Source organism: Albimonas sp., assembly GCF_055129145.1.
The window spans coordinates 1-22,310 of record NZ_JBSRTQ010000072.1; the positions used below are offsets into that span (position 1 = coordinate 1).

Genomic DNA, 22,310 nt, shown 5'->3' on the forward strand with positions numbered 1-22,310 from the left:
GGGGGGAGCGATCCCCCCGGCGGCAGCCGCGCGCGGATGGCGTCGGCCAGCGCGCGGGAGGTGCGGCGGATGCGGGCGAGTTCGGCCGTGTCCTGGTGCAGCACCAGCCAGTAGGCGCGGGTGATCCGCGTGGTCTCGGGCAACACCGGGCGCAGCACCGGATGCCGCGCGGCCATGTAGTCGGGCAGCACGCCGAGGCCGCCGCCCGCCAGCACCAGCTCCAGCTGCACCAGCAGCGAGGTGGAGGAGAGCGCCGGCGCGCCGGTCGCCCCGATCTCGGCCAGGTAATCCAGGCCCTTGTCGAAGATCAGGTCGGGCACGTAGCCGACCAGGCGGTGGTCGCGCAGATCCTCGGTGGTGGTCAGCGTCCGCCCGGCCAGATAATCGGGGTGGCCGTAGAGGCGCAGCCTGTAATCGGCGATCTTGCGGATCTTCAGCCGACCGGCGGCGGGGGGCGTGATCGCCACCGCGAAATCCGCCTCGCGCTGGCTGAGCGAGAAGATGCGGGGCAGGGCGACGATCTGGAGTTCCAGCCGGGGATGCGCGACGCAGAGCGCGGCGGCGGCCTCGGTCACCAGATGCGAGGCCGCGCCCTCCGGCATCCCCACCCGCACCGCGCCGGACAGGTCGTGATGGCGCCCGCCGACCTCCATCGCGGCGGCCATGGTCACGCTCTCCATCGCCTCCGCCGCCGGCATCAGCAAGCGCCCGGCCTCGGTCAGGGCGTAGCCGCGGGGCGAGCGGTCGAAGAGTTTCGTCGACAGCGCCGCCTCCAGCGCCGCCACCCGGCGCGACACGGTGGCGTGGTCCACGCCGAGCGCGCGGGCGGCCGAAGTCAGCCGTCCGCTGCGTGCGACGTGCAGGAAAAAACGCATGTCATCCCAGTTCATGGCCGGCGTTGTGCACCAATGCACAACCGTTTTGAACAGATTCCCATTGCCTCGCCGGCTTTTTCGTGAAGGCTTCGCGCTCGAAAACGACCGTCTGGAGGAAGCCGAGATGACCACCGAACTCACCCATTGGATCGACGGCAGGCACGTCAAGGGGACCTCCGGCCGGTTCGCCGACGTCTACAACCCCGCCACCGGCGAAGTGCAGGCCAAGACGCCGCTGGCGTCGACCGAGGAAATTCACGCCGCCGTCATGTCCGCGAAGGCCGCGCAGCCGGCCTGGGCTGCGGTCAACCCGCAGCGCCGCGCCCGCGTGCTGATGGCCTTCGTGCAGCTGCTGCACCGGGACATGGACAAGCTGGCCGAGGCGCTGAGCCGCGAGCACGGCAAGACCCTGCCCGACGCCAAGGGCGACGTGATCCGCGGCCTGGAAGTGGCCGAGTTCTGCATCGGCGCGCCGCATCTGCTGAAGGGCGAATACACCGACGGCGCAGGCCCGGGCATCGACATCTATTCCATGCGCCAGCCGGTCGGCGTCGCCGCGGGCATCACGCCGTTCAACTTCCCCGCCATGATCCCGATGTGGAAATTCTGCCCGGCCATCGCTGCCGGCAACGCCTTCATCCTCAAGCCGTCGGAGCGCGACCCCTCCGTGCCCCTGATGCTGGCCGAGCTGATGAAGGAAGCCGGTCTGCCCGACGGCATCCTGCAGGTGGTCAACGGCGACAAGGGCGCGGTGGACGCGATCCTCGACCATGAGGAGATCGCGGCGGTCGGCTTCGTCGGCTCCACCGCCATCGCGCATTACGTCTATTCGCGCGGCACCGCGGCCGGAAAGCGCGTGCAGTGCTTCGGCGGCGCCAAGAACCACATGATCATCATGCCGGACGCCGACCTCGACCAGGCCGCCGACGCGCTGATCGGCGCGGGCTACGGTGCGGCGGGCGAACGCTGCATGGCGATCTCGGTCGCGGTGCCGGTGGGCGAGAAGACCGCCGACCTGCTGATCGAGAAGCTGATCCCCAAGATCGAGGCGCTGAAGGTCGGCCCCTACACCGCCGGCGACGACGTGGATTACGGGCCCGTGGTCACCGCGCAGGCGCGCGACCGGATCCTCGGCCTGGTCGATCAGGGCGTGAAGGAGGGCGCGACGCTCGCCGTCGACGGCCGCGGCTTCAAGATGCAGGGCTACGAGAACGGCTTCTTCGTGGGCCCCTGCCTCTTCGACAACGTCACCAGGGACATGGAGATCTACAAGCAGGAGATCTTCGGCCCGGTCCTCTCGACCGTGCGCGCCAAGACCTATGAGGAGGCGCTGAGCCTCGCCATGGACCACGAATACGGCAACGGCGTCGCGCTGTTCACCCGCGACGGCGATGCGGCCCGCGATTTCGTGAGCCGGATCAACGTCGGCATGGTCGGCGTCAATGTCCCGATCCCGGTGCCGCTCGCCTATCACACCTTCGGCGGCTGGAAGAAATCGGTGTTCGGCGACCTCAATCAGCACGGGCCCGACGCCTTCCGCTTCTACACCCGCACCAAGACGGTCACCTCGCGCTGGCCGTCGGGCGTGAAGGAAGGGGCGGAGTTCGTCATTCCGACGATGGGCTGATGGACCGGCGGGAAGTCTCGGCCTCCGACGCCCCGCAAAGCAAGGGCGGCTACGCGCCGGCGGTGGAAACCGTCGGCGCGACGCGCACGCTGTGGGTTTCGGGACAGATCCCCGTGACCGCCTCCGGCCAGGTTCCCGAGGGGTTCGAGGCGCAGGCCCGGCAGGTCTGGGCCAATGTCGAGGCGCAGCTGCGCGCCGCGGGCATGGGGCTGTCGGATGTCGTGAAGGTCACGACCTTCCTCTCGGACCGTCGATATGCGATGCCAAATCGACAGGTGCGCACCGAGGCGCTGGGCGATCTGCGCCCGGCGCTGACCGTGATCGTGTGCGATATCTTCGACGAGGCGTGGCTGCTGGAGATCGAGGCGGTGGCCCAGGCCTGAGGGCGCGACGCGGCGGGCCGCGCCCCCGCCCCGGCCCTCCCCCGCAAGCGGGGGAGGGAGGCGCCCGGCCCGCCCGGCGCGACAATAATTGACGCCGCCAAGGCGACCGAGACCGGAGGAGACCCGAGATGGATTTCGCGCTGAGCGAGGAGCAGCAGGCGCTGTTCGACATGGCCCGGGATTTCGGGGCCGAAAAGATCGCCCCCCACGCCGCCCAATGGGACCGCGACGGGGCTTTCCCCCGCTCGATCCTGGAAGAGGCCGGCGCGCTGGGCCTCGCCACCATCTACGTCTCCGAGGAAGCCGGCGGCGCCGGGCTCTCGCGGCTCGACGCGACGCTGGTGTTCGAGGCGCTGTCGATGGCCTGCCCGTCGATCGCCTCCTTCATCTCGATCCACAATATGTGCGCGCGGATGCTCGACATGTATGGGTCCGACGAGCTGAAGGCGAAGTGGATGCCGAAGCTCTCCAGCTTCGAGACCATCGCCTCCTATTGCCTGACCGAGCCGGGCTCGGGCTCCGACGCCTCCGCGCTCCGCACCCGCGCGGTGCGGACCAACGAGGGCTATGAGCTGACCGGCACCAAGGCCTTCATCTCCGGCGGCGGGTTCTCGGACCTCTATTTCGTGATGTGCCGGACGGGCGAGGACGGGCCGCGCGGCATCTCCTGCATCCTGGTCGAGGACGGGGCGGAGGGGCTTTCCTTCGGCGCGAACGAGCGCAAGATGGGCTGGAAGGCGCAGCCCACCGCGCAGGTGCAGTTCGACAGCTGCAAGACCCCCCATGACGCCCTGATCGGCGAGGAGGGGCGCGGCTTCGTCTACGCCATGACCGGGCTCGACGGCGGGCGGCTGAACATCTCCGCCTCGGCGCTGGGCGGCGCGCAGACGGCGCTGAACGCGGCCTCGGTCTACATGGGCCAGCGGCAGGCCTTCGGGAAGACGCTCGACCAGTTTCAGGCGCTGCAGTTCAAGCTGGCGGACATGGAGATCGAGCTTCAGGCCGCGCGCACCTTCCTGCGCCAGGCGGCCTGGAAACTGGACCAGGGGGCGCCCGACGCCACCAAGTTCTGCGCCATGGCCAAGCGTTTCGTCACCGACGCGGCCTTCAAGGTGGCCAACGACGCCTTGCAGCTGCATGGCGGCTACGGCTACCTCGAGGACTACGGCATCGAGAAGATCGTGCGCGACCTGCGCGTGCACCAGATCCTCGAGGGCACCAACGAGATCATGCGCCTGATCACGGCGCGCGCGCTGCTGGCCGAGCGCGGCTGAAGACGACGAGAAGGAAAAGACATGGTTGAACTTATCGTCGCGAAGACCGGCAAGGCGGGGCGTCTGACCCTGAACCGTCCGGACCAGCTCAACGCGCTGACCCACGGCATGGCGCTGGGCATCGAGGCGGCGCTGCTGGACTGGAAGGACGATCCGGAGGTCGCGCTGGTGGTGATCGACGCCGCCCCGGGCCGTGCTTTCGGGGCCGGCGGCGACATCAAGCAGATGTGGGCCCATGGCTCGAAGGGCGATTTCGCCTTCTCGCGCGGGTTCTGGACCGACGAATACCGGATGAATTCGGTGATCGCGACCTATCCCAAGCCCATCGTCACCGTGGTCGACGGCATCGTCATGGGCGGCGGCGTGGGGGTGGCGAGCCACGCCTCGCATCGCGTCGCCTCCGAGAACACGCTGCTGGCGATGCCCGAAACCGGCATCGGCCTGCTGCCGGACGTGGGGGGCACCTGGATTCTGGCGGGCGCGCCGGGGCGGCTTGGCGAATATCTGGGGCTTACGGGCACACGCATCGGCATCGCCGACGCGATCCTCACCGGCTTCACCGACACCTTCGTGCCGTCGTCCGAACTGGCCGCCCTGATCGCCACGCTGGAGGAGACGGGCGACATCTCCGCGGTGACTGCGGCGGCGAAGGACCCGGGCTCCGCCGTCTCGCCGGCCGTGGCGCCGTTCCTGGAGGAGATCCAGCCGCAGATCGACAAGGTCTTCGACGGGACCACCCCGATGGGCATCCTCGAGACGCTGCAGGGCATGGACGCGCCCTGGGCGAAGGACGCGGCCAAGGCGATCGCGCGCGCCTGCCCGCTTTCGGTCGCCTGCACGCTGATCGGGGTGCGCGACACCCGCGACATGGCCAATCTGCAGGAGGCGCTGGCCCATGAGCTGCGCTTCACCTGGCGCAGCCAGGAGATCGGCGAGCTGAACGAGGGCGTGCGCGCCCAGCTGATCGACAAGGACCGCGACCCCAAGTGGAAGTGGCCGAACCTGGAAGACGTGTGGCCCGACCGGGCCATGGCGATGTTCGCCCCGCTTGGCGATGACGAGTTGAAACTATGAGCGGTCTGGTCCTTACCGGCCTTTACGACTCGCCCTTCGTGCGTCGCGCCGCGCTGGCGCTGACCTTCCACGGGCTGGAGTTCACGCGACGCGAGCTGTCGGTGTTCGGCGATTTCGACGCGGTGCTCAAGATCAACCCGCTCGGCCGCGCGCCGGCGCTGGAGATGGAGGACGGCCGCGTTCTCGTCGACAGCCGCGCCATCGTGGAATGGGTGGAGAGCTGGGCCGATCCCGAGCGGGACCGCCTGACCCCGCGGGAGCGGGAGGACCTGCTGGCCGACCTGAAGATCGAGAGCATCGCCATCGGTCTGGCCGAGATCGCGGTCGCGGCGAGCCTGGAGGGTCGTCGCGCCCCGGGCCTCACCGACCCGGCGCGGACCGAGCGTCTGGGCCGGCAGCTGGAATCGGCGCTGGACTGGCTGGAGACGCGGGCGGGCGACGGCACGATCTCGGCCGATACGGCCAGCCGCGGGGTGTTCGCGGTGGTCTGCGCCGCGACCTACGTGGCCGACCGGCATCCGGGCGTCTACGCCGCCGACCGGCGCAAGGCGCTGGAGGCGCTGCGGCTCGGCTGGGAAGCGCGCGAGCCGTTTTCGCAGATCCCCTTCCCCGCCGGCTGACGGGGCCGGACGGGGGCGGCGACGACATCAAGGCGCGATAACGGCGCCAAGGGAGGAACGGGCATGAAGATCGGGTTCATCGGTCTGGGCAACATGGGCGCGCCGATGGCGGCCAATCTGGCGAAGGCGGGGCACGAGGTCACCGGCTTCGACGTGGCCGGCGTCACGGCCGAGGGCTGCGTCGCCGCCGCCTCCGCCGCGGAGGCCGCGGCGGGGCGCGACGCGGTGATCACCATGCTCCCCAACGGCGAGATCCTCGCCCGCGTCGCGGCGGAGATCGTGCCGGCGATGCAGGCCGGGGCGGTGTTCGTCGACTGCTCCACCGTCGATGTGGACAGCGCGCGGGGCGCCCATGAGGCGGCCGGCGCCGCGGGGCTCCTGTCGGTGGACGCGCCGGTTTCGGGCGGCGTCGGCGGGGCCGCGGGCGGCACGCTGACCTTCATGGCCGGCGGGTCGGACGAGGCTTTCGCGTCGGCGAAGCCGCTGTTCGACATCATGGGCGCCAAGGCGGTGCATTGCGGGACCGCGGGCGCGGGCCAAGCCGCCAAGATCTGCAACAACATGGTGCTGGGCATCTCGATGATCGGGGTGTGCGAGGCGTTCAACCTCGCCGACAAGCTGGGCCTCGACCGTCAGGCGATGTTCGACGTGGTCTCGACCTCGTCGGGCCAGTGCTGGTCGATCAACACCTATTGCCCCGCCCCGGGCGTGGGCCCGACCAGCCCCGCCGACAACGCCTACAAGCCCGGCTTCGCCGCCGAGCTGATGCTGAAGGACCTGCGCCTGAGCCAGCAGGCCGCCGACGCGGTCGGCGCGCCGACCCCGATGGGCGCCAAGGCGATGGAGCTCTACGACGCCTTCGTGGGCGAGGATGGCAAGGGCCTGGATTTCTCGGCCATGCTGCCCCGTCTGGCGAAGATGAACCGCTGAGGCGGGCTATTCCGCCCGAACCAGCCGGGTCCTGAACCAGTCGACGAGCCCGTCGAACCCGATCTCTCCCGCCGCCGCGGCGACGACGAGATCGTCGATGGGCTCGTCGTCGGGAATGTCGAGCCGCCAGCCGCTGCGCTCGATCAGCGTTTCGACCAGGATCCACGCGGTGCGCTTGTTGCCATCCACGAAGGCGTGGTTGCCGACGATGCTTTCCAGAAGCGCGGCGGCCTTTCGATGCAATGGTCGATGGTAGCCGGAATAGGGGCGCGCCAGCGCGGATTCGAGCGAGTTCAGGTTCAGAACACCCGGCCGGCCGCCACGCCTGAGCGCATCGTCGTGCGCTTCAATCGCGTCGCTCAAACTGACGCGGTAATGTCGCTTACCGATTTGCCAGTCTTTCGAGGGCGGCGCTTCTGCGGTTGGAAATCTTTTCGATCGTCTCCACCGACTTCGGCCGCGTCAAGTGAACACTCGTTCCCAATCGCACTGACACCAAGGCACCCGTGTCGGCCTCGCGTGTGATCGCCCCGCCCTTTACGACTTCACTTCGGGTCGTTTTGACCGTGCTCTTCACGACGTTTTTCGGAGTGGATTTCGACATCTCGGCATTGCCCATGGCGCGACGGCCTCGAAGGCTCATCTTCTGACACGCAAAGATAGGTGATCGTCGCCCCACCGCCAAGCGGTTTGGCTCAGGCGCGGCGCAGGCGGATCACAACGTCGACCTTGGCGATCTCGGTGCCTTCGGGGGCGTCGGGCAGACGTTCGATCTTCACCGAGTCGCGGGGCGCGTCGGTGAGGCGGCCGTCATCCTCCCAGTAGAAATGCGGATGATCCTCGATCCGGGTGTCGTAATAGCTGCGCGCGCCATCCACCGTGATCTCGGCCAGCAGGCCCGCCTCGGTGAAGCTGCGGAGCGTGTTGTAGACGGTGGCGAGGCTCACCGGCTCCCCCGCGCCCTGGGCCGCGTCATGCAGCGTCTCGGCGGTCACGTGGCGGTTGCGGCCGTCGCCGGCCAGCAGCAGCGCAAGCGCCCGCCGCTGCCGCGTCGGGCGCAGCCCGGCCCGGGACAGCCAGCGCCCGGCACGCATCTGGGCTTCCGCCCCCATTGCAGTCGAAAGTTCGTCCATGCCGCATGAATACGGTGCGAAACCCCTGCGCTTCAAGAGATTCATTGCGATTTCCCGCCCATCCCCCCGCTTTGCGCCGCTTGCGCCGCATTCCCCGCGGGTGTTAGGGACACTCCGACCTAACACGCAACGGCAGGGACGCACGGGACCGGCATGACGATCGAGCGGGCGAACAGCTACGACTACGAGGGCCTGATGGCCTGCGCGCGCGGCGAGCTTTTCGGGGCGGGCAACGCCCAGCTTCCCGCGCCGCCGATGCTGATGGCCGATCGCATCACCTCCATCGCCGAAACCGGCGGGGCCCATGACAAGGGCCACGTCACCGCGGAATTCGACGTGAAGCCGGATCTCTGGTTCTTCCAGTGCCACTTCATCGGCGACCCGGTGATGCCCGGCTGCCTCGGCCTCGACGCGCTGTGGCAGCTGACCGGCTTCTTCCTCGGGTGGAAGGGCATGCCCGGCCGCGGCCGCGCGCTCGGCGTCGGCGAGGTGAAGTTCTCCGGCATGGTGACGCCGGCGGTGAAGACGATCCGCTACGAGGTTTCGATGAAGCGGGTCATCGACCGCAAACTGAAACTCGGCATCGCCGACGGGGTTATGTTCGCCGACGACGCCCCCATCTATGCCACGAGCGACATGCGTGTGGGACTGTTTCAGGACGCCTGAGAGCCGCCGACCGCAAGCGTCCGGGCCCGCGCCCGGACCGCGACCGGGACCGGCGCGCCAGGCCGCGCGAGTTCGCGCAGAGAAGACAGGCTAAGGGAGGCCCGAATGCGGCGCGTCGTCATCACAGGTCTGGGGATCGTCTCCTCCATCGGCAATTCGGCCCAAGACGTGCTGGACAGCCTGCGCGAGGGCAAGTCCGGCATCTCGGCCGCGCCCGATTACACCGAGCACGGCTTTCGCTGCCAGGTGCACGGGGCCCCGCAGATCGACCTCGCCGCGCTCGTCGACAAGCGCAACCTGCGCTTCATGGGCGAAGGCGCGGCCTATAACTTCGTGGCGATGGAACAGGCGATCGCCGATGCCGGGCTGGAGGAACGCGACGTCTCCAACCCCCGCACCGGGCTGATCATGGGCTCCGGCGGCCCATCGACCAAGAACCTGTTCCAGGCCCACAAGATCGTCATCGAGAAGGGCAGCCCCAAGCGCATGGGGCCGTTCATGGTCACCCGCGGCATGAGCTCGACCAACTCGGCCTGCCTCGCGACGCCCTTCAAGATCAAGGGCGTGAACTACTCGATCACCTCGGCCTGCTCGACCTCGGCCCATTGCATCGGCTCGGGCGTGGAGCAGATCCAGTTCGGCAAGCAGGACGTGGTCTTCGCCGGCGGCGGCGAGGAGCTGGACTGGACGCTGAGCTGCCTGTTCGACGCGATGGGCGCGATGTCGTCGAAATACAACGACACGCCGACCACCGCGTCGCGCGCCTTCGACAAGACCCGCGACGGCTTCGTCATCGCCGGCGGCGCCGGGGTCGTGGTGCTCGAGGAACTGGAGCACGCCAAGGCCCGCGGCGCGAAGATCTACGCGGAAGTCACCGGCTACGGCGCCACGTCCGACGGCTACGACATGGTCGCGCCCTCGGGAGAGGGGGCGGAGCGGTGCATGCAGCTGGCGCTCTCCACGCTCGGCGACCGCAAGGTGCAGTATATCAACGCCCACGGCACCTCGACGCCGGCCGGCGACGTGACCGAGGTCAAGGCCGTGCGCCGCGTCTTCGGCGACGACCAGCCGGTGATCTCGTCGACCAAGTCGCTGACCGGGCACAGCCTGGGCGCGACCGGCGTGCAGGAGGCGATCTATTGCCTGCTGATGCTGCAGAACGATTTCGTCACCGCGTCGGCCAATATCACCGAGCTCGACCCCGAACTGCATGCGGACGAGATCGCGACCACGCGGATCGACGATGCCGGGCTCGACACCGTGATCTCGAATTCCTTCGGGTTCGGCGGAACCAATGCGACGCTGGCGCTCAGCCGGTATCACGGCTGAGGACGGAGGGATGGGCGAGATGGTCAAGGGTCTTATGACCGGCAAGCGCGGGCTCATCATGGGCGTCGCGAACGATCACTCCATCGCCTGGGGCGTGGCCAAGGTTCTGCACGAACATGGCGCCGAACTCGCGTTCACCTATCAGGGCGAGAATTTCGGCAAGCGGGTGAAGCCGCTGGCGGACAAGCTGGGCGTGAAGCATCTGATGCCGGCGGATGTGCAGGACGAGGCCTCGCTCGACGCGGTGCGCGACGAACTGGCGGAGTCGTGGGGGCATGTGGATTTCCTGATCCACGCCATCGCCTATTCCGACAAGAACGAGCTGCAGGGCCGCTTCGCCGACACCAGCCGGGCGAACTTCCTGAACTCGCTGGACATCTCCTGCTATTCCCTGGTGGACATGTCGCGGCGGATGCTGCCGCTGATGCAGGGGGGCGGGTCGATCGTGACCATGTCCTATCTGGGCGCGCAGCGGATCATGCCGAATTACAACGTCATGGGGGTCGCCAAGGCGGCGCTCGAGGCGTCGGTGCGGTATCTGGCCAACGATCTCGGGCCGCAGGGCATCCGGGTGAATGCGCTGAGCCCGGGGCCGATGCGCACGCTGGCCGGTTCGGCCGTGGGCGGGGCACGCAGGGTCTACAAGGCGGTCGCCGACAACGCGCCGATGCGGGCCAACGCGACGCTCGACCATATCGGCGGGGCGGCGATGTATCTCTGCTCGGACTACGGCGCGTCGACCACCGGCGAGGTGATCTTCGTCGACGGCGGCTACCACGCCATCGGCATGGCCCAGCTGGAAAACCTGGCGCCGATCCAGAGCTGAGGGACTGGGCCTTCGCTGACGGACAGGCCGGCCGCGAGGCCGGCTTTGGGTGCGAAGCGCGTCGGCTCGCGCTTCGGCGAAGGCGCGCCCCCGATACGATCCGCGGGTCCGCCTTGTCCTGCGGCGGCGCAAGTCCGCGGGCGTTCAGACGATCTTCTTCTTGATCGCCTCGCGCCACACGGTGAACAGGCCTGCCGCGATGACCAGCGCCGCGCCGAAAATCACCGGCCCCTCCAGCACCTCGCCGAACAGGAACACGCCGGTCATCGCGCCCAGCATGGTCTGCAGATATTGCACCGGCTGGATCACCACGGCGTCGGTGCTCTCCAGCGCCTTGATGAAGAAGAAATGCCCGGTGGCGCCGGTGCAGCACAGGATGGCGAGCCAGCCCCAGTCCGCGAGCGTAAGGTTGGTGAGGTAGAACGGGCCGATGAAGCTCATCACCAGCATCCCGCCGATGCCGGTGTAGAAGAAGGTGGTCGTCGCGGTGTCGCCCCGGCTGACCAGCCGCGTCATCACCCCGTAGGTGGCGATGCCGGCGACCGCGAGCATCGCGATCCAGATATCCCCGTCGAACATCGCAGGGCCCGGCTGCAGGATGATCAGCACCCCGATGCAGCCGACCCCGATGGCGGTCCAGCGCCGCCAGCCCACCGCCTCCTTCAGCACGGGCACCGAGAGGGCCGCGACCAGCAAGGGGGCGGCGGCGAAAAGGGCCATGGTCTCGGCGAGGCCCACCTTGGCGAAGGCGGTGATCGCCACCACCACCTGCAACGCCAGCAATGCGCCGCGGATCAGCTGCAAGGGCAGGTTGGCCGACCGCGCCGCCTGCCTTATGCCGCCGGGCGCGCGGGCCGCGACCACCAGCACGAACAGCCCGAAGGTCCAGTAGCGGACCGCCACGATGAAGAACGGCGGGTAATTCTGGGCCAGGTGCTTGGAGATGCCGTCCTGCGCCGCGAAGATGCAGACGGCGAGCAGCATGAAGCTCAGGCCCCGGCGGGCGCTTTGGGGAACCATGTCGAATCCGGGCGGTGAGAGGGATCAGCGACGATCGGCTCACGGCCGGAACCGTAAGCAACGCTGACCTCTGTGAACCGCGTAGACGGCCGTGCGTCAAGCCTTCCGCATGCATGGCCGGCGCCCGGCGCGCGCATGTCGCGCCGATCCGAGGCGCCGGCCGCCCGTCTGCCGCGCGATCGGGCGCCCTCAGTCGACCTGCAGCTCCGCCGGCACGAAGCCGCGGTTCCAGGTCGGGGAGATCAGGATCTCGTTCACGCAGACATGGGCCGGGCTCTCGGCCACGAAGCGCACGGCGCGGCCGAGGTCGTCGGCCTGCAGCATCCGGGCGCGGATGGCCTGAGACGGCGGGATCGGCCGCTTGTCCATGATCGGCGTGTTGACCTCTCCGGGCATGATCACGCAGGAGCGGATGCCGTTATGCCCTTCCTCCATGTTGATCGAGTGGCTGAGCGCCACCACCCCGTGCTTGGACGCGTTGTAGGCGGGCCCGGTCATCTTGGAGGCGTGTCGCCCCGCCCAGGACGACACCATGATGATCAGTCCGCCCCCGGTTCCGCGCATGGCGTTCATCACCGGGATCGCGCAGTTCATCACCCCGGTCAGGTTGATGTCGACCACCTGGCGGAAGGCGCTGGCGGTGATCTCGGCGGTGGTGCGTTTGGGGACGTTGATGCCGGCATTGGCCACCAGGATCTCGATCTTGCCGAGCCGGGCGGAGATGTCGGCGACGGCCGCCGCCACCGCATCTTCGTCGACCACGTCCACCGGCAATGCCTCGGCCTTGCCGCCTGTCGCCGCGATGTCGGCCGCGACCCGCCCGATCTCCTCGGCCCGGCGGCCCGAGAGCACCACCGTCGCCCCGGCCTCGGCCAGGGCGCGGGCCGCGGCCTCGCCGATGCCGCCGCCCGCGCCCGTCACCCAGGCGATCTGTCCGTTGAGCGTGCCCATGCCCGTATCCTCCCGCTTCTTTTCCGGTTCGCGCCCGCTCCGGGGCGCAGGCGAAGCCTAGACCCATGGCGGCCCGGAGGGGAAGCGGGGCGGGAACGTGACGTCAAGCCCGAAGGTTTTCCGTCGAGACTTGATCCCGATCAAATCGCGCCGCGGCGCGGAGGCGCATGAGGAGGGCGCGCCCGCTTCGGGGCGCGGATCGCCGATCATCGGAGCGCCCCATGCGCCAGCCTTTCTTCGCCGCCCTCGCCGCGGCCGCCGCCCTTTCCGCCGCTTTCGCGCCCGCGGCGCGGGCCGAGGACTCGTTCTTCGCCGCCGACTACAACGGCGACTGGCTGGTTCGCCTGCGCGGGCTCGCCGTGCTGCCGAACGAGGATCTGCACGCCATCGGCGCCCCTGGCTCCGACGCGTCGATCTCGGACTCGGTCGTGCCCGAGCTCGACATCACCTATTTCTTCACGCCGAATTTCGCGGCCGAGCTGATCCTGGGCACAACGCCGCATGACGTGAAGGGCAAGGGCGCGCTGGCCGGGGCCGATATCGGCTCGGTCTGGCTGCTGCCGCCGACGCTGACCGCGCAGTATCATGTGACCGGGCTGGGCGACCTGCTGGGCGTGCCGGGGCTGAACAAGCTGAAGCCCTATGTCGGGGCCGGCGTGAATTACACGATGTTCTACAACGAGGACGCCGGGCAGTTCTCCAAGATCCGCTACGACAACGCCTTCGGCGCGGCGCTGCAGATCGGCGTGGATTATGAGATCGGCGACGGGCTCTACCTGAACGCCGACGTCAAATACATCATGCTCAGCACCGATTGGTCGATCAACGGCGGCGCGGTCCGGGGCGATGTCGACATCAACCCGCTGCTGGTCGGCGTCGGCATCGGCTACCGTTTCTGAGGCGTTCAGGCGGGGGGCTCGTCCGGGCCGCCCGTCGCCTTGCGCCGCTCGCACGGCGCCTCCGCCTCGGCCTGGCCGCGGGCCAGCGCCTCCGCCGCGAAGTCGATGAAGGCGCGCGGCCCCGGCAGCAGGCCGCGGCGCGACGGGTAGACCAGGTGCATGACCCCGCCCGCGCCCACCCAGCCCGGCAGCACCTGTTCCAGCCGCCCGGCCTCCAGCGCCTCCACGCATTCCGAGATCGGCATCAGGCACACGCCCAGGCCCGCCTCCGCCGCCAGGCGCAGCGCGGCGAAGTCGCCGGTGGAGAAGCGGGGTTCGCCCTCGATCACCGCCGTGGCGCCGTCGGGACCGTTCACCCGCCAGGACACCCGGCGGGCCCGTTCGCTGCGGTCGAGCAGGGGGAGGTCGGCCACCTGTTCGGTCCGGGTCGGGCGGCCGGCGGCGTCGAGCAGCGCGGGCGCCGCCACCAGCATGGCGCGCGTGGGGCCGACGATGCGCACCTGAAAATCCGCCTCCCCCTCCAGCCGTTCGCGCACCCGCAGCGCCACGTCGATGCCCTCCTCGATCAGGTCGACGCGGCGGTTGGTCAGCATCAGATGCACCCGCAGCCGGGGATGGGCGGCGAGGAAGGCCGGCAGGCCGAGCACGATGGGCCGCTCCGCCCCGATCGGGCAGGAGACGCGCACCAGCCCCTGCGGCTCGGCATGGCGACGGGCGGCGAGCGCTTCGATGGCGTCGGCTTCGGCCAGCGCGGCGCGGGCATGGGCCAGCACTTCCAGCCCGGTCGGCGTGACCGAGATCCGGCGGGTGGAGCGTTCCACCAGCCGCAGGTTCAGCCGCGCCTCCAGCCCCGCCAGCCGCCGGCTGACGCGGGATTTGGGGATCGAAAGCGCCCGCCCCGCGGCGGAGAAGCCGCCATGGTCGGCCACCGCCACGAACAGGGCCAGATCGTCGAGGTCGGTCAACGCCATTGTCCCACCCATGGAACGCGCAGTCCTGAAATACCGCGCTTATCGGGAGGTCGTTCTGCGGCCATCTAGGGTGCACCGCAACACAAGAATAAGGAAGATCGCGCGATGAAAGTGCTTCACGTCGACTCCAGCATCACCGGCGAGGCTTCCGTGTCCCGCCGCCTGTCGTCCGAGATCGTGTCCGCGCTGGCCGCCCAGGGCGCCGAGGTCGCCCGGCTCGACCTGACGGCCAGCCCGTTCCCGCATCTGGACGGGCCTGAGATGGCGATGGCGCGCGCCGGCGCCGCCGCGCCCGACGACGCGGTCGCAGCCCTGTCCAAGCGCGCCGGCGAGGCCCTGGCCGAGTTCCTCGCCGCCGACGTGGTGGTGATCGGGGCGCCGATGTACAATTTCTCGGTGCCGAGCCAGCTCAAGGCATGGATCGACCGTCTGGCCGTGCCGGGCGCGACCTTCCGCTACACCGAGACCGGGCCCGAGGGTCTGGCCGGCGGCAAGACCGTGATCGTCGCCTCCAGCCGCGGCGGGATCTATTCCGAGGGGCCGGCCGCGCCGATGGATTTCCAGGAGTCGTTCCTGCGCGGCGTGTTCGGCTTCATGGGCGTCACCGACCTGCGCTTCGTGCGGGCCGAGGGCATCGCCTTTGGGCCTGAGGCCGCGACCAAGGCCATCGAGGCCGCCATCGCCGGCATCGACGCCGCCATCGCCCCGGCGGCGCAGAAGGCCGCCTGACGGTCCGGGCGGCGGGGCTTCCCGCCGCCCCTCATCCGCTGACACGAAAAAGGGCCCCGTCGCCGGGGCCCTTTTTCATGTCCTGCCGGCGGAAGCCGGCGGCGCGCCCCGCCCGAGGGCGAGGGCGCCGACCCGGATCAGGCCTGCTCGGCGATCTCGGCGCCGGTTTCCTGGTCGACGACCTTCATCGACAGGCGGGTCTTGCCGCGGTCGTCGAAGCCCATCAGCTTGACGCGGACCTCCTGCCCTTCCTTGACCAGCTCCTTGGGGTTGGCCCCCCGCTCGTTGGTCATCTGGGACACGTGGACCAGACCGTCGCGCTTGCCGAAATAGTTCACGAAGGCGCCGAAATCCATGATCTTGACGACCTTGCCCTTGTAGATCCGGCCCACTTCGGGCTCGGCCACAATGGAGTCGATCATCTCGCGCGCCTTCTCGATGCAGGACGCGTCGGGGGAGGCGATCTTGATCAGGCCGTCGTCGTTGATGTCGACCTTGGCGCCCGACTCCTCCACGATGGAGCGGATGACCTTGCCGCCGGACCCGATCACTTCACGGATCTTGTCGGTGGGGATCTGCATGGTCTCGATGCGCGGCGCGTGGACGGAGAACTCGGTGCGGTTGGAGTTCAGCGCCTTCGACATCTCGCCCAGGATGTGCAGACGGCCGTCCTTGGCCTGGGCCAGGGCCTGCTCCATGATCGCGGGCGTGATGCCGGCGATCTTGATGTCCATCTGCAGCGAGGTGATGCCGTTCTCGGTGCCGGCCACCTTGAAGTCCATGTCGCCGAGGTGATCCTCGTCGCCCAGGATGTCGGTGAGCACCGCGAACTGCCCGTCGGGCTGCAGGATCAGGCCCATCGCCACGCCGGCCACGGGGGCCTTCAGCGGCACGCCCGCGTCCATCATCGACAGCGAACCGCCGCAGACGGAAGCCATCGAGGAGGAGCCGTTCGACTCGGTGATCTCCGACACGATGCGGATCGTGTAAGGGAACTCGGTCGCCGGCGGCAGCACCGCCTGCAGCGCGCGCCAGGCCAGCTTGCCATGGCCGATCTCGCGACGGCCCGGGCCGGACATGCGGCCGGTCTCGCCCACCGAATACGGGGGGAAATTGTAGTGCAGCAGGAACCGCTCGCGCCAGTCGCCTTCCAGCGCGTCGATGATCTGCTCGTTGTCGCCGGTGCCGAGCGTGGTGACGACCAGCGCCTGGGTCTCGCCGCGGGTGAACAGCGACGAGCCGTGGGTCCGGGGCAGGACCGAGGTCTCGGCCAGGATCGGGCGCACGGTGGTCAGGTTGCGGCCGTCGATGCGGGTGCCGGTGGCGATCACGTCGCCGCGCAGAACCTCGGACTCGAGCTTCTTGAAGCAGTCCTTCAGCGCGGTCGAATCCGCCTTCTCATCGTCGGTCAGGCCGGCCTTCACGGTGTCGCGGGCGCCGGAGATCGCGGTGGTGCGCTGCTGCTTGTCGCGGATGGCGAAGGCGGCGCGCATCGCGGTCTCGCCCAGGTCCTTGACGCGGCCGTAGAGGGTCGAGCGGTCGGGGGCCTGGAAGTCGAAGGGCTCCTTCGCCGCGGCCTCGGCCATGTCGATGATCAGGTCGATCACCGGCTGCATCGACCGGTGGCCGAAGGTGACGGCGCCCAGCATCTGCTCTTCCGACAGCTCGTAGGCCTCGGACTCGACCATCATCACGGCGTCCTTGGTGCCGGCGACGACGAGGTTCAGGCGCTGATCGGGCTTTTCGTTGAGCTTGTTCATGTCCTCGACCCGCGGGTTCAGGACATATTCGCCATCGACGTAGCCGACGCGGCAGGCGCCGATCGGCCCCATGAACGGGACGCCCGACAGGGTCAGCGCGGCGGAGGCCGCGATCATCGCCAGCATGTCGGGGTCGTTCTCGAGGTCATGGCTGAGAACGGTGCAGACCACCTGGGTCTCGTTCTTGAAGCCGGGCACGAACAGCGGGCGGATCGGACGGTCGATGAGGCGCGAGGTCAGCGTCTCCTTCTCCGTGGGGCGCGCTTCGCGCTTGAAGAAGCCGCCGGGGATCTTGCCGGCCGCGTAATACTTTTCCTGATAGTGGACGGTCAGCGGGAAGAAATCCAGACCTTCCTTGGGCTTCTTGTCGAAGGTGACGGCGGCGTGGACCGTGGTCTCGCCCAGCGTGGCCATGACCGAACCGTCGGCCTGGCGCGCGACGCGGCCGGTCTCGAGCGTGAGGGTCTCGCCGCCCCATTCGATCGACTTCTTGGTGATCTCGAACATTTCGCTTCCTTCCAGCGGACGGACGCCCCTGCGTCCTCCGCGCGTCGACTCCGCGCAGCGGAGCGGGCCCCGGTTATCGCAACGCTTCGACCCGGGGCCATGGGGCGGAAACGAACGGACGGATGGGGGCGCGCCCCCGGGCAGGTCGGAGGCGAACCCCCGGATATGCGGCGACCGCCCCCGGCGATGAAGCCTTGCGGGGGCGGTGGGTCTTGGACCTCAGGCGCGCCGCGACGCCCGGGAATGCGTCAAGGCGCGCCGGGGTCGGCGCGCCTTGCGGAATGGGTCAGCGGCGGATGCCGAGCCGGGAGATGATGGACTGGTACCGTTCCACGTCCTTGCCCTTCACGTAGTCGAGCAGCTTGCGACGCTGGGCGACCATCTTGAGAAGACCACGGCGGGAGTGGTTGTCCTTCTTGTGCTCCTTGAAGTGCTCGGTCAGGTTGGTGATCCGCTCGGTCAGGATCGCGACCTGGACTTCGGGCGAACCGGTGTCGCCTTCCTTGGTCGCGTATTCCTTGATCAGGGCTTCTTTCCGATCGACGGTGATCGACATCGGGGGCCTCCATGGGCTTGAGGGGAGAGGACCGCGCGGCTGCGCGATCTTCGCCATCGGCCGGCGCCGGGATGTCGTCCAGCACGGTCGGTGACGAAGGCGTCCCTATGCAACGGATCGCCGCGGATGAAAAGGGGAAATACAGGCCTGACGCCGCGCTTTCCGCGTGCAAACACGGTTTTCGGGGCGCTTAGTCGTTCGAAGAGGGCTCCGCCGCCGGCTCGGCCTCGATCTCGGGGGGCAGGAACACACGGTTGGGCTTCAGCCGTCCGCCCTGCCACACGCCCATCGCCACCGCCTCGCCGCCGCAGGACGCCCAGGCGGCGTCGCCCCACTGGAGGTCGGCCGGCGCGGAATGGGCGGCGCCTTCCCGCCCCATCCGCAGGTCGGCGGCGGCGGTCGGGGTGACCCGGACCTCGGGCAGCTCGGCCAGGCCCGCGGCCACCGGCAGGATCGGGGCGCTCCAATGCGCGTCGCGGAATCCGTCCAGCGCGGCGAAATGCACGGCATCCTCGATGGAGAACGGACCCGCGGACAACCGCCGCAGCGCCGACACGTGGGCGTGGCACCCGAGCGCTTCGCCCAGATCGCGGGCGATGGCGCGGACATAGCCGCCCTTGCCGCAGACCATCTCGAATTCCGCATGGTCGGCGTCGGGCATCGCGATCAGCTCCAGCGACGCCATGTGCAGCGGGCGGGCCTTGAGCGCGAATTCGGCGCTGTCGCGGGCGAGGTCATAGGCCCGTTCGCCATCCACCTTCACCGCGGAGAACTGCGGCGGCACCTGCATGATATCGCCGAGAAAGGCGGGGATCGCGGCGCGGATCCCGGCTTCGTCGGGGCGCGCGTCGGAGGTGGCGATGGCTTCGGTCTCGCCGTCATCCGACGCGGTGGCGATGCCCCAGCGGGCGGTGAAGCGGTAGCGCTTCAGCCCGTCGGAGGCGACCGGCACGGCCTTGGTCGCCTCGCCGAACGCGATCACCAGCAGCCCGGTGGCCAACGGATCGAGCGTGCCGGCATGACCGGCCTTGCGTGCCTGCAACGCCCAGCGGGCTTTCGAGACCACGTCGGTGGACCCGACGCCCAGCGGCTTGTCGATCAGCAGCCAGCCGTCGACCGGCCGACCCTTCCTGCGCCGACCCACGGCCTCAAAGCTCCCGCTTTTCGTCTTCGGTTGCGTCGTCCTCGTCGGGCGCCTCGATGTCCTTGCGGACCCGGTGTTCGGACAGCAGGCGGCGGGTCTCGTCCATCTGGTCGAAGGACTTGTCGGCGTGGAATTTCAGATCGGGGGAGAACTTGAGCTTGATCTCGCGGGTCACCATCCGGCGCAGCTCATGCTTGTTCTTGGCGAGCAGGACCAGCACGTCCTCCACCCCCACCCCGCCGAGCGGCATCACGTAGACGTCGGCATGGCGCAGATCGGTGGACATCCGGGCCTCGGACACGGTGATCGAGAACCGCTCGAGCTCATGGTCATGCAGATCGCCGCGCATCAGCACGTCGGCGATGGCGCGACGCACGATCTCGCCGACCTTGAGCTGGCGCTGGGACGGGCCGCGGCCTACGCGTGGATTGGACATGTCAGGCTCCTCCAGAAGGCCGGGGTGATAGCGTCATCGCCGGGCCCGCGCAATCGCGCGGGGCCGAAATGCGAACCGGCCGGGGCTTTCGCCCCGGCCGGTGCAGAGTTCAAGCGATCCGCAAGGCTCAGAGCGTGCGCGCGATCTCTTCCGTGGTGAAGATCTCGATCACGTCGCCCGCGCGGATGTCTTCGTAGTTCTCGAAGGCCATGCCGCATTCGGTGCCCGACCGGACCTCGGGCACTTCGTCCTTGAACCGCTTCAGGGTCTTCAGCTTGCCCTGATGGATCACGACGTTGTCGCGCAGCAGGCGGACGCCCGCCGAACGGCGCGCCACACCCTCGGTGACCTCGCAGCCGGCGACCTTGCCCACGTTGGAGACGTGGAAGACTTCCTTGATCTTCGCGTAGCCGATGAAGGTCTCGCGGACTTCCGGCTTGAGAAGACCCTGGGCCGCCAGTTTCACGTCATCCACGAGATCGTAGATGATCGAGTAATAGCGGATCTCCACGCCCTTCTGATGGGCGGCTTCGCGCGCCGGGGCGTTCGCCCGGACGTTGAAGCCGATCAGCGGGGCCTTGGACGCCTCGGCGAGGCCCACATCGGTCTCGGTGATCGCGCCGACGCCGGAATGCAGCACGCGGACGCGGACGTTCTCGTTGCCGATCTTCTCCAGCGCCTGGACGATCGCCTCGGTCGAGCCCTGGACGTCGGCCTTCAGCAGCACGGGCAGTTCGGCCACGTCCTCGTCGGCCTTGGCCTGGGCCAGAAGCTGATCGAGCGAGGCGCGCGGACCCGAAGCGACCAGCTTGTCGCGGGACTGACGCTGACGGTAGTCGGCGATCTCGCGGGCCTTGGCCTCCGATTCCACCACGTTGAGCACGTCGCCGGCGCCCGGGGTGCCCTGGAGACCCAGAACCTCGACCGGAACCGACGGACCGGCCTCGTCGACCCGCTCGCCCTTGTCGTTGAGCAGGGCGCGCACGCGGCCCCACTGCTCGCCGACCACGAAGATGTCGCCGCGCTTCAGGGTGCCGCGCTGGATGAGGACCGTGGCGACGGGGCCGCGGCCGGTGTCCAGCTTGGCCTCGATCACGGCGCCTTCGGCGGCGCGATCGGGGTTGGAGCGCAGCTCCAGGATTTCCGCCTGCAGCGCGATGGCCTCGAGCAGGGTGTCGAGCCCGGCCCCGGTCTTGGCCGAGACCTCCACGTCCTGCACGTCGCCCGACATGGCCTCGACGACCACCTCGTGGCGCAGCAGCTCCTGGCGGACCTTGTTCGCATCGGCGCCCGGCTTGTCGACCTTGTTGATCGCGATGATCATCGGGACGTTGGCGGCCTTGGCGTGGTGGATGGCCTCGATGGTCTGGGGCATCACCGCGTCGTCGGCGGCGACCACCAGGATCACGATGTCCGTCACCTGCGCGCCACGGGCCCGCATCGAGGTGAAGGCGGCGTGGCCCGGGGTGTCGAGGAAGGTGATCGGGGCGCCCGATTCGGTCGTGACCTGGTAAGCGCCGATATGCTGCGTGATGCCGCCGGCTTCGCCCGAGACCACGTTGGTCTTGCGGATCGCGTCCAGCAGCGAGGTCTTGCCGTGGTCCACGTGGCCCATGATCGTGACGATCGGGGCGCGCGCCTGCAGGTTCTCTTCGACGTCTTCGACGGTATCGATGGCCTGCTCCACATCCGAGTCCGACACGCGGACCACGGTATGGCCGAATTCCTCGACCACCAGCATGGCGGTGTCGGCATCCAGCGTGTCGTTGATCGTGACCATCATGCCGGACTTGAACAGCATCTTGACCACGTCGGCCGCACGCTCGGCCATGCGGTTGGCGAGCTCCTGCACGGTGATCGCGTCGGGCAGGTTCACGCTGCGCATGACCTTTTCGCGCGGCTCTCCGCTGCCCCGACCCTGGCGCTTCTGACGCTCCTGCTTGCGGCGCATTGCGGCGAGCGAGCGCGTGCGCCCGCCATCGTCGCCCGACGTCGCATGGGTGATCGTCAGCTTGCCCGAGCGGCGACGCTCGTCGCCCGCCCGGCCGCGGCCCGGCTTCTTGTCGTCGGCCGGCGCCGGCCCCACGGCGCGCTTGGGCAGCGCGCGCATGGTGCGATCCTTGCCCTCGCCCTCGGCAGGGGGCGGGCCGGTGGTGATGTCGCTCTGCGGCGCGCCGGGCACGTTCTGGGCCGCACGGGCCCGCTCGCGGTCCCGCTTCTCGGCCTCGGCCTTGCGCTTGGCGTCCTCCTCGGCGGCGAGCCGCTCGGACTCCTCGCGCTCGCGGCGGATCTGCTCTTCGGCCTCCTTGCGCTCACGCTCCTCCTTCTCGCGGAGAAGGCGATGACGCTCGGCCTCGCGCTCCTTGGTTTCCGCCTCTTCCTTGAGACGGCGCGCGCCCTCGTTGGCCTTGGCGGCCTCGAGCGCCTTCTTGCGGCGCTCGTATTCCTCGGGCGAGAGGCTTTTCAGGACCGCGCCGCGGCCGGGGCGGCGGGGCGAAGGCTTGGAGCCCTCGCCGGCCACGGGGGCCGCATGGCGGGCGGCGGCGGCCGAAGGCGCGCCGGCCCCGCGGGGCGGATCGGCGGGGCGCGTCACCGCAGCC

Annotated in this window: 22 protein-coding genes; 11 read left to right on the forward strand and 11 right to left on the reverse strand. The window is 69.1% G+C overall.

Going from position 1 to position 22,310, the window contains the following annotated elements:
• Window positions 1-875: LysR family transcriptional regulator (locus ACTB72_RS12545; RefSeq protein WP_463037333.1), on the reverse strand; the 875-nt coding region annotated here is incomplete at its 3' end.
• A gap of 124 nt (window positions 876-999) precedes the next feature.
• On the opposite strand from ACTB72_RS12545, the gene ACTB72_RS12550 reads away from it, so the two are divergent.
• The 6 genes from ACTB72_RS12550 (at window position 1,000) to mmsB (ending at window position 6,783) form a co-directional block, all read left to right on the forward strand.
• Entirely contained in the window at window positions 1,000-2,502 is a 1,503-nt protein-coding gene (locus ACTB72_RS12550) for a CoA-acylating methylmalonate-semialdehyde dehydrogenase (protein ID WP_463037334.1), read from the forward strand.
• Window positions 2,502-2,885, forward strand: a complete 384-nt coding sequence (locus tag ACTB72_RS12555; protein ID WP_463037335.1) for a RidA family protein — start codon at window positions 2,502-2,504, stop codon at window positions 2,883-2,885. Before ACTB72_RS12550 ends, ACTB72_RS12555 begins: the two co-directional genes overlap by 1 nt.
• A 128-nt stretch (window positions 2,886-3,013) precedes the next feature.
• Window positions 3,014-4,159, forward strand: coding sequence for an acyl-CoA dehydrogenase family protein (locus ACTB72_RS12560; RefSeq protein ID WP_463037336.1), 1,146 nt, complete (start codon window positions 3,014-3,016; stop codon window positions 4,157-4,159).
• Between the two features lie 21 nt (window positions 4,160-4,180).
• On the forward strand, window positions 4,181-5,233 hold the full coding sequence (locus tag ACTB72_RS12565) for an enoyl-CoA hydratase/isomerase family protein (RefSeq protein ID WP_463037337.1): 1,053 nt from the start codon (window positions 4,181-4,183) through the stop codon (window positions 5,231-5,233).
• Window positions 5,230-5,853, forward strand: coding sequence for a glutathione S-transferase N-terminal domain-containing protein (locus tag ACTB72_RS12570; RefSeq protein WP_463037338.1), 624 nt, complete (start codon window positions 5,230-5,232; stop codon window positions 5,851-5,853). Before ACTB72_RS12565 ends, ACTB72_RS12570 begins: the two co-directional genes overlap by 4 nt.
• 63 nt (window positions 5,854-5,916) lie before the next feature.
• Window positions 5,917-6,783 (forward strand): 3-hydroxyisobutyrate dehydrogenase, encoded by an 867-nt coding sequence (mmsB, locus tag ACTB72_RS12575; protein WP_463037339.1) that lies wholly within the window; start codon window positions 5,917-5,919, stop codon window positions 6,781-6,783.
• A gap of 6 nt (window positions 6,784-6,789) precedes the next feature.
• Here mmsB and ACTB72_RS12580 read toward each other — a convergent pair whose 3' ends face one another.
• Window positions 6,790-7,146 (reverse strand): type II toxin-antitoxin system death-on-curing family toxin, encoded by a 357-nt coding sequence (locus tag ACTB72_RS12580; RefSeq protein WP_463037340.1) that lies wholly within the window; start codon window positions 7,144-7,146, stop codon window positions 6,790-6,792.
• 332 nt (window positions 7,147-7,478) lie between these two features.
• Window positions 7,479-7,895: a Fur family transcriptional regulator Irr gene (irr, locus tag ACTB72_RS12585; protein WP_463037353.1), complete on the reverse strand. Its 417-nt coding sequence runs from the start codon at window positions 7,893-7,895 to the stop codon at window positions 7,479-7,481.
• 174 nt (window positions 7,896-8,069) lie between these two features.
• On the opposite strand from irr, the gene fabA reads away from it, so the two are divergent.
• The 3 genes from fabA to ACTB72_RS12600 all read left to right on the forward strand — a co-directional run bounded on the left by fabA (window position 8,070) and on the right by ACTB72_RS12600 (window position 10,737).
• On the forward strand, window positions 8,070-8,582 hold the full coding sequence (gene fabA, locus ACTB72_RS12590; protein WP_463037341.1) for a bifunctional 3-hydroxydecanoyl-ACP dehydratase/trans-2-decenoyl-ACP isomerase: 513 nt from the start codon (window positions 8,070-8,072) through the stop codon (window positions 8,580-8,582).
• A gap of 105 nt (window positions 8,583-8,687) precedes the next feature.
• The gene (gene fabB / locus ACTB72_RS12595) at window positions 8,688-9,911 is read left to right on the forward strand and encodes a beta-ketoacyl-ACP synthase I (protein ID WP_463037342.1); all 1,224 of its coding nucleotides are present in this window, start codon (window positions 8,688-8,690) and stop codon (window positions 9,909-9,911) included.
• A 10-nt stretch (window positions 9,912-9,921) separates the two neighbouring features.
• Window positions 9,922-10,737 carry an enoyl-ACP reductase FabI gene (locus tag ACTB72_RS12600; RefSeq protein ID WP_463037343.1) on the forward strand — a complete coding sequence of 272 codons (816 nt, stop codon included), beginning with the start codon at window positions 9,922-9,924 and terminating at the stop codon, window positions 10,735-10,737.
• Between the two features lie 144 nt (window positions 10,738-10,881).
• Here ACTB72_RS12600 and ACTB72_RS12605 read toward each other — a convergent pair whose 3' ends face one another.
• Complete coding sequence (locus ACTB72_RS12605; RefSeq protein ID WP_463037344.1) at window positions 10,882-11,757, reverse strand: DMT family transporter; 876 nt, start codon at window positions 11,755-11,757, stop codon at window positions 10,882-10,884.
• Between the two features lie 189 nt (window positions 11,758-11,946).
• The gene (locus ACTB72_RS12610; protein ID WP_463037345.1) at window positions 11,947-12,708 is read right to left on the reverse strand and encodes an SDR family oxidoreductase; all 762 of its coding nucleotides are present in this window, start codon (window positions 12,706-12,708) and stop codon (window positions 11,947-11,949) included.
• Between the two features lie 221 nt (window positions 12,709-12,929).
• Between ACTB72_RS12610 and ACTB72_RS12615 the strand changes: the two genes are divergently transcribed.
• On the forward strand, window positions 12,930-13,607 hold the full coding sequence (locus ACTB72_RS12615; RefSeq protein WP_463037346.1) for an OmpW/AlkL family protein: 678 nt from the start codon (window positions 12,930-12,932) through the stop codon (window positions 13,605-13,607).
• Window positions 13,608-13,612: 5 nt separating this feature from the next.
• Here the strand turns inward: ACTB72_RS12615 and ACTB72_RS12620 are convergent, their stop codons facing one another.
• Window positions 13,613-14,578: a LysR family transcriptional regulator gene (locus tag ACTB72_RS12620; protein WP_463037347.1), complete on the reverse strand. Its 966-nt coding sequence runs from the start codon at window positions 14,576-14,578 to the stop codon at window positions 13,613-13,615.
• 105 nt (window positions 14,579-14,683) lie between these two features.
• Between ACTB72_RS12620 and ACTB72_RS12625 the strand changes: the two genes are divergently transcribed.
• Window positions 14,684-15,307, forward strand: coding sequence for an FMN-dependent NADH-azoreductase (locus ACTB72_RS12625; protein WP_463037348.1), 624 nt, complete (start codon window positions 14,684-14,686; stop codon window positions 15,305-15,307).
• Between the two features lie 137 nt (window positions 15,308-15,444).
• On the opposite strand, the gene pnp is transcribed toward ACTB72_RS12625, so the two are convergent.
• The 5 genes from pnp to infB all read right to left on the reverse strand — a co-directional run bounded on the left by pnp (window position 15,445) and on the right by infB (window position 22,303).
• A complete protein-coding gene (gene pnp / locus ACTB72_RS12630; RefSeq protein ID WP_463037349.1) occupies window positions 15,445-17,574 on the reverse strand; it encodes a polyribonucleotide nucleotidyltransferase in 2,130 nt (709 codons plus the stop codon).
• Window positions 17,575-17,860: 286 nt separating this feature from the next.
• On the reverse strand, window positions 17,861-18,130 hold the full coding sequence (gene rpsO / locus ACTB72_RS12635; RefSeq protein ID WP_463037350.1) for a 30S ribosomal protein S15: 270 nt from the start codon (window positions 18,128-18,130) through the stop codon (window positions 17,861-17,863).
• A 190-nt stretch (window positions 18,131-18,320) separates the two neighbouring features.
• Complete coding sequence (gene truB / locus ACTB72_RS12640) at window positions 18,321-19,274, reverse strand: tRNA pseudouridine(55) synthase TruB (protein WP_463037351.1); 954 nt, start codon at window positions 19,272-19,274, stop codon at window positions 18,321-18,323.
• A gap of 4 nt (window positions 19,275-19,278) precedes the next feature.
• On the reverse strand, window positions 19,279-19,710 hold the full coding sequence (gene rbfA / locus ACTB72_RS12645) for a 30S ribosome-binding factor RbfA (protein ID WP_463037352.1): 432 nt from the start codon (window positions 19,708-19,710) through the stop codon (window positions 19,279-19,281).
• A gap of 127 nt (window positions 19,711-19,837) precedes the next feature.
• Complete coding sequence (infB, locus tag ACTB72_RS12650) at window positions 19,838-22,303, reverse strand: translation initiation factor IF-2 (protein ID WP_463037354.1); 2,466 nt, start codon at window positions 22,301-22,303, stop codon at window positions 19,838-19,840.
• Between the last annotated feature and the right edge of the window lie 7 nt (window positions 22,304-22,310).